Here is an 11,414-nt window from a genome sequence, read left to right on the forward strand (position 1 = left end):
CATGCAGCCAATGCCGAATGAACAGCTTCCTATGGCGCCGAATGTTCAACTGCCCGCCACGCAGCCGATGCCGAATGAACAGCTCCCTATGATGTCCAATGAACAAATACCGACAAAAAAAGATACGGTGCAAGACGACTCGTCCTCTCCCCACTATGAAGAAGCACCCATGATGCCGTCTGCTCAACTGCCAACAATGCAATCAATCATGCCATATGGTGGACACGGTCATATAGGAACAGGCTGCGGAGCTTGCCGAATGCCAGGAGGATATCCGTCCGCTACGGCGAATATTATGAATCCGTACACATATTCGCCCATGATGCCGGCACATCCGCATATAATGGCGCCGTCCTACGGGTCTGCCTATGCCCCGTATGGTTGCTATCCGCAGATGACAATGCCAACACAAATCTACAAAGACAGCTGCGGCTGCCAGGACAGCAGTTCCGCTTCCAGCTCGTCGCATTGCTAACCGTCCGGGCGGGCTCAGATAAGAGCCCGCCTTTTTCATATGAAAATAAGGAAAAAAGAAAGAGGGAAAGAGGAAAGAAGATCTGATGAAGAAAAAGGCATTCGCCTTTTTCTCCATTGAATCGTATTCTCGTTCTTTTCTCTCTTTTCCCTTCCACAAACGTCAGCCGCCCTTCCCTCGATTTTCCTATCGGGGTCGCGGCTGAGACGCCATGGTCGTTTTCTATGTATTTATGACAGGAGGAGGCTTATGAGCCAAGAATTAGCCGCCGCAATCGAAAAAATGTACCATTGCCGCGTCACGCGCATAAGGCCGAAACGTACCGTCTGGCTCTGCGATACAAATCGCGGCAGCTGGGTTATAAAAGGCTATACCGAATTTAAAAAAGCGGCCTGGGTCACCTATCTCTCTCAAACGCTGCACCAGCGCGGCTTCCATGATGTCGTCCGCTACATTCCGACCATCCAGAACGTCCCGGTTTTTAAGTGGAAGAATAGCTACGTGACGGCTATGGAGCGAATACCCGGCAGAGAAGGAAGCTATTTTCATAGAATGGATATTTTACATTCACTGCGAAAACTGGCAGAATTTCATCTGCACAGCATGCATATTCCGGGAGGTCCGCCACCGGAAGAAGGTGTACCCTTACTTGTTAAATGGGAAAAGCGATATGAAAGTTTTGTTCAAATTTATAACCAAATCCAAAATGGAAGTGTCAGACAAAATCGCCTGACGAATCTTATACAAAACGGTGCTCCCTCTATCCTTCAGGAGGCTGAATATGTACTTGATATTGCCAGAAAATCTGCGCTTGCCGTCGAATATGCGAATTCATTTTATCAACAGCACGTTGCACACAAAGATCTGGCCAGCCATAACTTTCTGCTGAGCGGCATCCGCAGCTCCATTATCGATTTGGATACGGCCGCCTATGACACACCGTTGGTCGACATTATCCAGCTCATTAACCGTGCGCTTGTCCTGCAGGAATGGGACTTATCGATATTTAACGAAGCGATCGAGGCATACCGGCAGATTCGCCCTTTATCGGATGCGCAGGTGGCACTTATCTTTCTTCTGCTGCGCTTTCCCGATAATTACATGCGCGAAGTGACCGGCGTATTCGAAAAGCGCAAGAACTTTCAGGCCAGCCGTGTTGAGTACTATCTGGCAATCATTATGAAAAACTGGCGGCGCAGGGAACGCTTCTTCGCGGGGTATGAACATTTCATTTATACGTGAGATTTTGCTAAAAGCCGCTTTGCTCTTTTCTTTTTCTTGTGCTACACTGAGAGTTGGATTTTTGTGCAGTGCGCCGGACGCGCACGGAATACGAGAGAAAGAGGGTTTGATGCATGGCGGGTCATTCCAAGTGGAAAAACATTCAGCATCGTAAAGGTCGCCAGGATGCGGCGAAGGCGAAGCTTTTTACGAAAATCTCGAAAGAAATCTATCAAGCTGCGCGGTCAGGCGGAGCGGACCCGAATACGAACTCACGCCTGAAAACTGCAATTGCGAAAGCAAAAGAAGCCAATATTCCGAATGATAATATCGAACGTACACTTAAGAAAGCAACCGGACAGTTGGACGGTGTCACATACGAAGAGATTATTTATGAAGGATACGGACCGGGTGGTGTGGCCGTAATGGTAGAGACCCTGACGGATAACCGGAACCGCACGGCAGCCGATATACGTCACATTTTCACGAAGAACGGCGGCAATCTGGGTGAATCCGGCTGCGTCAGTTTCATGTTTGACCGCAAAGGTCTGATCGAAATCAGCCGCGAAGATACCGACCTGGACGAAGACTCTGTTATGATGGCGGCACTGGATGCCGGAGCGGAAGATTTTGAGGCATCCGAGGAAAGCTTTGAGATTAAGAGCTCGCCGGAAGATTTTGAAACGGTGCGCACCGCGCTCGAAGAAGCGGGTTACGAACTGGATACGGCCGAAATTTCAATGATTCCGCAGAATACAATTAAATTGACCGGCGATGATGCATTAAAAATGCTGAAGCTTATGGAAATGCTTGAAAGCAACGACGATGTGCAGGACGTATACGCAAACTTTGACATCGATGAAGAAGAAATGGCGAAAATTCAATAAGCAATTGGAAAAACGGAGGATGTTATTTCCTCCGTTTCTTTTTTCTTACATAGCTGTATTCTATTTTTTATGAGCGAAGGGATAATTCAGCACCATTACGCTGTTTGATAAATACTGGATATGTGCCAAGGAAGCGTACCTGGCAGCCAAGCGCTTCCATCTCAGCAAATGCGCCCGGAAGCAGCACGTCATCCATCTTCTGTTCAATATCAATCACAAAATGGTAGTTGCCAAGACCGGTTTTCGTTGGCCTGGATTCAATGCGCGACAGGTTGATACGCCGCCATGCAAACGCGGAGAGCACCTGGTGCAGCGCACCGGGGAAATCGGAAGGCATCGTAACGAGAATCGTCGTCTTGTGCTTCTCCGAATCCGGCAGTACCAAGGGCTTCTCTCCCAGTACGATAAACCGGGTGAAATTGTTTTCCGTGTCTTCAATATTTTCAGCCAGCAGCATAACCGGGTACGAATGCACCGCCTGCATCGCCGAAATAGCCACCCACGGCTCTTCCGGATGCTCGCTGACAAGGCGTGCCGCTTCCGCCGTGCTGCTGACATATTCGATCTCAGCATGCGGCAAGTAATCGCGCAGATAGTTATGGCACTGCGCGATGGCCTGCGGATGGGACAATACTTTCGTAACGTCCGAAAGCGCAAGCGGATGCTCGCGCTTTGCACAGGACAACTGGTGTGAGATCGGAATGATCAATTCACTTAAGATAGGCAGATTAATTTTATGGATGATCCAATCGAGCGTCAGGTTGACAGATCCCTCCAACGAATTCTCCCAGGGAACAACCGCATAATTCACCTTGCCGTCCGCCGCCGCTTCCAGGCAATCCGGAATAGTACGGTACGGGCGAAATACGTCGTCTTCCTCCCGGAAAATCAGACGCGCCGCTTCTTCTGTATTTGTGCCGCGCGGGCCTAAAAATGCAAACGTTCTCTCCATACTTGTTAGCTCCTTTGTTCAGTCACGCCGGAAAAGAAGTGCTCTACCTGCACGCCGGTTTCGTCAGGGACAAGGCGCATGATCGTACAGCCAATGCCGTATTCAGCCAGTGTTCCCACCATAAATGCCTGAAGCGCGTCAGTCGGCTTCCGCTTGTCGACCAGAGCGATAATGGTCGGTCCCGCACCGGACAATGCTGCGCCCACCGCTCCGTACCCGTGTGCTTCCGCAAGGATTGTATCCAACCCCGGCACAAGGGGGACGCGGTACGGTTGATGAAAGACGTCTTTCATCGCCGTGCGAAGCAGTGACAAATTGCCCGTCGCAAGCGCCCCTACCAGCACGCCGGTATGGCTCGCCGTATATACCACATCCTGGCGGCTGTACATAGACGGCAGCACGTCCCGGGCTTTCTCCGTCGACAGCATAAACTCCGGAATGACGGCAATCGCTTCGAGATGCTCAGGTACCGGAAAACGCACATAAGGTACGTGGTCTTTCTCCATCAGCGCCACAATGACACCTCCGAAGAAGGAAGCACCGACATTGTCCGGATGCCCTTCTTCCTCCGTAGCCATATAGTACAGCTCATCCGTTGTAAATGGCTTGCCTGCCAGCTCATTTGCGGCGACCAGTGCCCCGACAATCGCGGAAGCGCTGCTGCCCAATCCTCTTGTCAACGGAATATCTGAGGTTACATCGATGATGATCTCCGGTACCGCAAGCCCGGCTTTTTCAAATACACGGGCCGCAATCTGGTAAATCAGGTTGCTCTTATCCGTGGGAAGGCCGGAAAGGTTCGGGCCATGCAGGCGGACGACTGTCGTGTCCGCCACTTCCAGCGTGATGGTCGTATAAAGTTGAAAAGCCATGCCGATGGTATCGAAGCCCGGCCCGAGGTTGGCCGTACTGGCCGGTACTTTCACTTTTACCTTTCCGTTCTGCACCTTACACACCCGCTCCCTGGGTAATAATGCCAAGCACCGCTTCTTCCGTGCTTTCCACTACGACCGGATCTACGCCGACAGACTTCAGAGCAATGTTCGGGTCTTTCAGACCGTTGCCTGTCAGCACGCATACGACCTGCTGTCCGGCCGGAATGCGGCCCAGCTTACGCATCTTCATCAGTCCGGCAAGCGATGCCGCCGATGCCGGCTCTGCGAAGATTCCTTCCATGGACGCGAGTTTCCGGTACGCTTCCACAATCTCTTCATCCGTTACGTAATCAATGTGCCCGTTTGATTCGTCCCGGGCGGTCAACGCTAGATCCCAGCTGGCCGGGTTACCGATGCGGATGGCTGTCGCAAGCGTCTCCGGTTGTTCAATCGGTTCCCCTTTTACAAGAGCCGCCGCTCCTTCCGCTTCAAATCCGAACATGCGCGGTTTACTGTCCACGACTCCTGCTTCATAGTATTCTTTAAATCCTTTCCAGTATGCAGAAATGTTTCCTGCGTTTCCTACCGGAATGGCGAGAACATCCGGTGCTTTCCCAAGCGTATCACAGATTTCAAACGCAGCCGTTTTCTGGCCTTCCAGACGGTACGGGTTAACCGAGTTCACCAGCGTAATCGGGTGCTTCTCGCAGATGTCGCGTACAATTTTTAGCGCCTGGTCGAAGTTTCCTTCGATTGCGATAATCTCCGCCCCGTAAATCATGGCCTGCGCCAGCTTGCCAAGCGCGATGTTGTTGTTCGGAATTAACACGATACAGCGCAGGTTAGCGCGGGCCGCATAAGCCGCAGCCGCTGCGGACGTGTTTCCGGTCGAGGCGCACATAATCGTATGGCTTCCTTCTTCCACAGCTTTCGCTACCGCCATCACCATGCCTCTATCCTTAAATGATCCGGTCGGATTCAGCCCCTCATATTTGAAATAAACCTCCAAATCCAATTCTTCTGATAATTTCGGTGCAAAAATAAGCGGTGTATTTCCCTCATGCAATGTCAGCCGGGGTGTTTTCTCTGTCACCGGTAAATGTTTTGCGTAGCGTTCGATAATGCCAGCCATTATTTCTCCTCCCCACCTTCTACACGATACAGACTCTTCACTTCAGAGATGCTTGTAAGTTCTTCAAACTGCTTGCGGACTTCAAAAATGTTTCTGCGTGATGCATGGTGCGTAATCAGAATGATTTCCGACTGTTTACCTCCGTTGTACGGCTGCTGCAGGACTTGTTCTAAGCTTACATCATGATCGGCAAGAATGCGAGTGATTTGCGCAAGCACTCCGCGTTTGTCATCCACAATGAGACGCAGGAAATATTTCGAGACGATCTGATCGTCTGTTTTAAGCTGTTTCTCGCGGTACGGTGCGACGCTGCCGCGCCCGTTTACACCGAGCTTCATATTTTTCACGACAGTTACAAGGTCCGATACGACTGCGGTCGCCGTTGGCAGCTCACCCGCGCCCGGTCCGTAGAACATCGTCTCTCCCACGGCTTCGCCGTGTACATAAATCGCGTTAAATACCCCGTTTACGGAAGCCAGCGGGTGCGTATGGTGCACAAGCGTCGGCTGCACGCTCACTTCGATCAGCTCGTCGTCACGCTGTGCGATACCAAGCAATTTAATCTCGTAGCCAAGCTTTTTCGCGTAGGAAATATCCTCCGCGCTTACCTTTGAAATCCCCTGGCAATCCACATCTTCAAGACTCATGTCTACATGGAAGCCGAGCGTGCTCAGAATGGCCATTTTGCGCGCCGCGTCATGGCCCTCCACATCAGCCGTCGGGTCGGACTCCGCGTAACCAAGCGCCTGTGCTTCTTTCAGCACTTCCGCATAGTCGGCGCCTTCCTGGCTCATCTTGGTCATAATGTAGTTGGTCGTACCGTTCACGATCCCCATCATCTTGGTAATGCGGTCGGACGAAAATCCTTCTACCAGCGCACGCAGAATCGGAATGCCGCCGGCCACGCTCGCCTCGTAGAATACATCGCAGCCTTTTTCCTGCGCTTTGGACAGAATTTCTGCGCCATGCAGCGCCATTAAGTCTTTATTGGCCGTGACAATGTGTTTGCCGTTTTCGAGCGCATTAAGAATGTACTCTTTCGCCGGGTGAATCCCGCCGATGACTTCGACAATGACGTCAATGTCAGGATTGCTGAACAACTCTGCCGCATCAGTCGTAATCATATTTCTATCGAGCGTTAAGCTGCGCGTTTTCTCTACGTCCTGAACAAGCACTTTCGCAATTTCGATGGAAAGCCCTGTTTGCTTCTGTAAATCCTCCTGGTGTCCTTGTACGATACGCACGACGCCCGTGCCGACAGTTCCAAGGCCCATCAGTCCTACTTTTACCGTATTTTTTTGCATCCTCATCTCTCCTCAGAAATTTGTTTGTTTTTCTGTAAAAATCATGAGAAAAGAAAGAGGAGAAGAGGAAAAAAGATCCAGGAAAAAAAGGCCTTCGCCTTTTTCCACATTGAAATCATCCTCTCGTTCTCTTCTCTCTTTTCCTTCGTACCACTAAAGTCAGCTGGCCTTCCTATGATTTTCATGTCGGGGTTGCGGCTGAGATGCCATGATCGTTTTCTATAAAACAGTTCCAAATACACAAAAAAGAGCCACCACTAAGGCGGCCCGTCCACTATGATTGCTGTGCGCTTACATGCACCATAATTTCATTCTCATCGACCTGAAATGGAATGCTGATAAATTTGTGCACAGAACGAAACTTGCTTTCGCCCTCATTAATAATCGGAGGCGTAATATTCACTTCGTATCCGTTGTTAATTAGCTCTGTACAGCAGGCCGCTCCTACCCAGTTGCCAAACTCGGAGAATGCGCTCCATCCCATATCATCGATTTCCTGTATCTCCATACCTCCGAACATTTTGCTGATAATGGCACAAACCGCCTTCTGCGTCATACCAAGAATCAAATCCACTTTCAGCATTCCCGTCATCCCCACGATAACTGATATCTGTCCGGAAAACACCGGGTTGACCTGCAGCGTCGGTTTCCCTGAACTTACCTGCATTCCAAGGTGCCCCTCCAATACGCTGCGCGTACCGGACAAGATTGCATTAATTTGATTTGCCTGCATGCTCCCCCCCCTATTTATTGCATTATTCTAACATCTTTCTTTATGTAAGAACTTTTTTGATGGCTTCGATTACCCGGTCTTCCTGAAAAGGTTTAACAATAAAATCACGCGCCCCGGCCTGAATAGCCTGTACAACCATGTTTTGCTGTCCCATTGCAGAGCACATAATAATCTTTGCATTCGGATCCATCTGGCGAATAGCTTTTACCGCTTCGATACCGTCCATCTCAGGCATGGTAATGTCCATTGTAACAAGATCGGGCGTTGTCTGCTTATATTTTTCCACTGCTTCCATCCCATTCGCGGCTTCGTCCGCGATCGTATATCCGTGTTTCGTTAAAAAGCCTTTAATCATCATCCGCATAAAGGATGCATCATCTACAATCAAAATACGTTTGCTCATTTTTCTTCCTCCTCGGGCCTTCAGATTGCTGAGGTTGATTTTATTACAAAGATCTGATAATAATACTTTACTAGGCGATTATACCCATTTATTCGAAATGTTTCAACCAAAAAAAAACATGAACAAAATACAATTCCTGATTTTTCTCATATCACCTCCTTTGCGTGTAAAGCAAGCAACTGATGAAAATATTAACACCCATGCCTCCTCTACAGGGGGATATACTACAAGTACGCCCCGAAAAAACCTGGAGGTGACCATGATGCCAAATAACCATGACATTTTCCGCAATAAACAGGACTTTGCTCGAGCCGAATTTGCGACGGAACTGTATAAGCCACCCGGAAAACCGCGCGCTCGGGAGGCACATACGCAGAAACACCAGCCTACACCGCATAATGCCGGCTTTAAAAACGTCAAAGTTCCTTTTCAGCAGAAAGCGGGTCTGCCAGGAAACCGGGCATAAAATAAATGAGGGGTACGCCATGGCGTATCCCTCTTTGCCGCGTGGTCACTTTCTCTCAATGGCCAGGATATATGGTGGACGGTTGTCAGGATTAATGTATTCATACTTCAATACAAGATAATCCCGGGGAGAAAGCTTACGTGTATAAGCCTCTAACGCCTCAGCTTCCTGCTCTCCCCCGGCATGTCCCTGATAAACGACAAGCAAGACCATGCCGCCCGGTGCAAGACGTTCGAGAGAAGCCTGTACGGCCTGCAGCGTAGAATCAGCCTGTGTAATCACGCCTTTGTCTGAACCAGGCAAATAGCCCAGGTTAAAGACAACCGCCTGTAGAGAATCACGTAATTCAGCAATGGCCGTGTGTGAAGCATGCCGCAATATTACTCTATCCCGCACACCTGCCGCATCCAGCCGCTCTGCCGTAGCCCTAATGGCCGCCTCCTGTATATCGTACGCATATACGCGTCCCGTCTCCCCCACCAAACCGGCCAGAAATAGCGTATCATAACCGTTGCCTGCCGTAGCATCTACTACCGTGTCACCCGCTGTAATACGTTCTGCCAGCAGCCGGTGCGCCATCTCCGTCACGCGCGGCAAGCGGGCGCGCGCAGTAGGATGTGCCGTTTTCACAATTCGATCACCTGCCCGATATCCGCCAGTTCCCAATTGCCATTGAATCCTCCATTCGCTGCATCACGTTCGTATAAAGTGCGATCAATGTCCGGTGATATGTGCGTTATCAGTAGCTGTTTGGCTGCAATGCGCTGCGCTGTCAGGGCTGCTTCCCGTGCAGAGAGGTGTCCGCGCTTTCCCTGAGGAACATATTCCGTGGTAAATGTACCTTCACAGATAAACAAATCGCATCCATCCGCAAATCCCTGCCAGTTTGTGCCCGGCCCTGTATCTGCGCCGTACACAATCGTTTTTCTTCCATCCGTAATCTTCATCGCATAGCACAGAATCGGATGGTCGGTACGCAGAAAAGAAAGATCCACACCGGCAATAGAAAGCACACTATTTTCTTTCAGCGAATTCAGGCGGGTGTGTTTTTGGTAGTTCATTTTTTGGGCCCAATCCTGCGGCTCCGGCGGCCCGTATACCGGAAGCGTACCGCTTCGCCTGCCGAAAACCGAGGACATCATGACACCGTATTGCAGAATAGGTATGTCACAGATATGGTCGTGATGATAATGCGATATGATGACAGCTGTGAGCTCTTCGATACGAATGTATTTCATTAGCTGCGCGTAGACGCCGCTGCCGCAGTCAATCAAAATTTTTCCCTGCTCCGTCTCAAGCAAATACCCCGGTGTCGCCCCGCCCGGTCCCGGAGCCGGCGACTGGTATCCCAGTACAGTAAGCTTCATCTCTCGTCCTTCCTTCCATTGAATTTGGCTGCATATAGACATAGTAGCAAAAAAGCAGGCAAATGAAAAAAACACCAACCGTCGGATGACAGTTGGTGCTTGTGTTGTTTGCTTACATGAATTCAGCCATAAGCTGCTGGAATTTCGCTTCTTCGATCGTCAGGTCTTGTTTTACAAGACCTTCTTCTTTGAAGCCTTTTACCATGCTTTCGTAAGACTGACGCTCTGTATTCTGGTAAATCAGACCGTTTACCAGACCTTCTGTTTCCATCAGTACGCGCATAGCGGCGATGCGATTGTGCGGATCGTATCCTTCAATGTCGCTCAGATTCTTCACATGCTCTTTGAACCAATCGTACGTGTTCACTTTGTTGAATGTTACACACGGGCTGAATACGTTAATCAGCGAAAAACCTTTATGCTTCAGACCTTGTTCAATCAGACTGGTCATGCCTTTCAGATCGCTGGACATCGTCTGCGCCACGAATGTTGCACCGGCTGCAAGAGCCAGCTCAAGCGGCTTCATGGAAGGCTCGATGGATCCCTTCGGCGTAGACTTCGTTACGAAGCCTTCTGCCGAACGCGGAGATGTTTGACCTTTTGTCAGACCGTAGATTTGGTTATCCATAACGATGTATGTGATATCCATATTACGACGAATCGCGTGAATGGTGTGACTCATACCGATCGCAAAGCCATCACCGTCACCGCCGGAAGCGATAACTGTCAGTTCACGGTTTGCCATTTTCAGACCTTGCGCAATCGGAAGCGCACGGCCGTGAATGCCATGTACGCCGTATGCATTGATGTAGCCGGAGATACGTCCGGAACATCCGATACCGGATACGACTGCAAGATTTTCAGGCTCAAGGCCTACATTTGCTGCGGCGCGCTGAATTGCTGCTTGTACAGAGAAGTCACCACAGCCCGGGCACCAGTTCGGTTTTACGCTATTGCGGAAGTCTTTAAATGTTGCCATCTTACAACAGCTCCTTGCATTTATTGTAGATCTCGCCAGGCAGGAACGGGTTACCATCATATTTTAACACACTGTTAATTTTGTCGGTCATTCCTACGTGCAGTTTGATCTGGTCAGTCAATTGACCTGTTGCATTGTGCTCGATAACGACCACTTTCTTCGCTTTTTCCATCAGTTCCTTCATTTCAGCAGCCGGGAACGGGTGAATCAGGCGAACATGGGCTTGGTTCACTTTCACACCTTCGGCTTCCAGACGTTCTTTTGCTTCGGTAACCGCGCCACGAATACCGCCCATGGCTACAACAAGCAGGTCTGCTTCTTCGTTCGGTGCATCTTTGTATACCGGCGTATCCACTTTCAGATTGTTGAGCTTACGCAGGCGTTTGTCCATTTGCTTCACACGGATAACCGGATCTTCTGTCGGACGTCCCGTGTCTGTATGCTCAACGCCTGTTACATGATGGATACCGTGTTTTTGTCCCGGTACAACACGCGGTGAAATGCCGTCTTCCGTTACTTCATAGCGCTTGAACATTTCGCCTTCCAGCTCCGGAAGTTCTTGTCCGCCCAGGTACTTACCGCGGCGGATTTCCACGCGGCTCTGATCGAGCGGTTCAACT

The 11,414-nt window shown here is 50.1% G+C and carries 14 protein-coding genes; 4 read left to right on the forward strand and 10 right to left on the reverse strand.

Annotation, left to right across the window (positions count from 1 at the left end; all coding sequences use genetic code 11):
• From B2899_RS12480 to B2899_RS12490, 3 genes are all read left to right on the forward strand, one after another.
• On the forward strand, window positions 1-475 hold a 475-nt coding region (locus B2899_RS12480; protein ID WP_286886210.1), incomplete at its 5' end, for a hypothetical protein.
• Window positions 476-724: 249 nt separating this feature from the next.
• On the forward strand, window positions 725-1,717 hold the full coding sequence (locus B2899_RS12485; RefSeq protein ID WP_170230111.1) for a phosphotransferase: 993 nt from the start codon (window positions 725-727) through the stop codon (window positions 1,715-1,717).
• 113 nt (window positions 1,718-1,830) lie between these two features.
• Window positions 1,831-2,583, forward strand: coding sequence for a YebC/PmpR family DNA-binding transcriptional regulator (locus B2899_RS12490; protein ID WP_286886214.1), 753 nt, complete (start codon window positions 1,831-1,833; stop codon window positions 2,581-2,583).
• Window positions 2,584-2,650: 67 nt separating this feature from the next.
• On the opposite strand, the gene pheA is transcribed toward B2899_RS12490, so the two are convergent.
• From pheA to B2899_RS12520, 6 genes are all read right to left on the reverse strand, one after another.
• The gene (pheA, locus tag B2899_RS12495; RefSeq protein ID WP_146808359.1) at window positions 2,651-3,535 is read right to left on the reverse strand and encodes a prephenate dehydratase; all 885 of its coding nucleotides are present in this window, start codon (window positions 3,533-3,535) and stop codon (window positions 2,651-2,653) included.
• 5 nt (window positions 3,536-3,540) lie between these two features.
• Entirely contained in the window at window positions 3,541-4,482 is a 942-nt protein-coding gene (thrB, locus tag B2899_RS12500) for a homoserine kinase (protein WP_286886216.1), read from the reverse strand.
• A gap of 1 nt (window position 4,483) precedes the next feature.
• Complete coding sequence (gene thrC, locus B2899_RS12505; protein WP_146808357.1) at window positions 4,484-5,542, reverse strand: threonine synthase; 1,059 nt, start codon at window positions 5,540-5,542, stop codon at window positions 4,484-4,486.
• Window positions 5,542-6,846, reverse strand: coding sequence for a homoserine dehydrogenase (locus tag B2899_RS12510; protein WP_146808356.1), 1,305 nt, complete (start codon window positions 6,844-6,846; stop codon window positions 5,542-5,544). The genes thrC and B2899_RS12510 overlap by 1 nt, the downstream gene beginning before the upstream one ends.
• A 274-nt stretch (window positions 6,847-7,120) precedes the next feature.
• A complete protein-coding gene (locus B2899_RS12515; RefSeq protein ID WP_286886219.1) occupies window positions 7,121-7,579 on the reverse strand; it encodes a chemotaxis protein CheX in 459 nt (152 codons plus the stop codon).
• 40 nt (window positions 7,580-7,619) lie between these two features.
• A complete protein-coding gene (locus B2899_RS12520) occupies window positions 7,620-7,982 on the reverse strand; it encodes a response regulator (protein WP_146810684.1) in 363 nt (120 codons plus the stop codon).
• Window positions 7,983-8,016: 34 nt separating this feature from the next.
• On the opposite strand from B2899_RS12520, the gene B2899_RS12525 reads away from it, so the two are divergent.
• The gene (locus B2899_RS12525) at window positions 8,017-8,448 is read left to right on the forward strand and encodes a hypothetical protein (RefSeq protein WP_286886221.1); all 432 of its coding nucleotides are present in this window, start codon (window positions 8,017-8,019) and stop codon (window positions 8,446-8,448) included.
• A 45-nt stretch (window positions 8,449-8,493) separates the two neighbouring features.
• On the opposite strand, the gene B2899_RS12530 is transcribed toward B2899_RS12525, so the two are convergent.
• The 4 genes from B2899_RS12530 to B2899_RS12545 all read right to left on the reverse strand — a co-directional run.
• A complete protein-coding gene (locus tag B2899_RS12530) occupies window positions 8,494-9,078 on the reverse strand; it encodes a class I SAM-dependent methyltransferase (RefSeq protein ID WP_349679050.1) in 585 nt (194 codons plus the stop codon).
• Entirely contained in the window at window positions 9,075-9,815 is a 741-nt protein-coding gene (locus B2899_RS12535) for an MBL fold metallo-hydrolase (protein ID WP_286886223.1), read from the reverse strand. Before B2899_RS12535 ends, B2899_RS12530 begins: the two co-directional genes overlap by 4 nt.
• A 112-nt stretch (window positions 9,816-9,927) precedes the next feature.
• On the reverse strand, window positions 9,928-10,794 hold the full coding sequence (locus tag B2899_RS12540) for a 2-oxoacid:ferredoxin oxidoreductase subunit beta (RefSeq protein WP_146810690.1): 867 nt from the start codon (window positions 10,792-10,794) through the stop codon (window positions 9,928-9,930).
• A gap of 1 nt (window position 10,795) precedes the next feature.
• A partial coding sequence (locus B2899_RS12545) for a transketolase C-terminal domain-containing protein (protein ID WP_286886225.1) occupies window positions 10,796-11,414 on the reverse strand: 619 nt, incomplete at its 5' end.

Source organism: Aneurinibacillus sp. UBA3580, assembly GCF_002375825.1.
GTDB classification, from domain to species: domain Bacteria; phylum Bacillota; class Bacilli; order Aneurinibacillales; family Aneurinibacillaceae; genus Aneurinibacillus; species Aneurinibacillus danicus.

What these genes read in the sequence shown, in the direction of transcription:
- B2899_RS12485 (WP_170230111.1), top strand. Translation starts at nt 725, where the DNA reads ATGAGCCAAGAATTAGCCGCCGCAATCGAAAAAATGTACCATTGCCGC.
- pheA (WP_146808359.1), bottom strand. Translation starts at nt 3,535, where the DNA reads ATGGAGAGAACGTTTGCATTTTTAGGCCCGCGCGGCACAAATACAGAA.
- B2899_RS12535 (WP_286886223.1), bottom strand. Translation starts at nt 9,815, where the DNA reads ATGAAGCTTACTGTACTGGGATACCAGTCGCCGGCTCCGGGACCGGGC.
- B2899_RS12540 (WP_146810690.1), bottom strand. Translation starts at nt 10,794, where the DNA reads ATGGCAACATTTAAAGACTTCCGCAATAGCGTAAAACCGAACTGGTGC.
- B2899_RS12515 (WP_286886219.1), bottom strand. Translation starts at nt 7,579, where the DNA reads ATGCAGGCAAATCAAATTAATGCAATCTTGTCCGGTACGCGCAGCGTA.
- thrC (WP_146808357.1), bottom strand. Translation starts at nt 5,542, where the DNA reads ATGGCTGGCATTATCGAACGCTACGCAAAACATTTACCGGTGACAGAG.
- B2899_RS12490 (WP_286886214.1), top strand. Translation starts at nt 1,831, where the DNA reads ATGGCGGGTCATTCCAAGTGGAAAAACATTCAGCATCGTAAAGGTCGC.
- B2899_RS12510 (WP_146808356.1), bottom strand. Translation starts at nt 6,846, where the DNA reads ATGCAAAAAAATACGGTAAAAGTAGGACTGATGGGCCTTGGAACTGTC.
- B2899_RS12520 (WP_146810684.1), bottom strand. Translation starts at nt 7,982, where the DNA reads ATGAGCAAACGTATTTTGATTGTAGATGATGCATCCTTTATGCGGATG.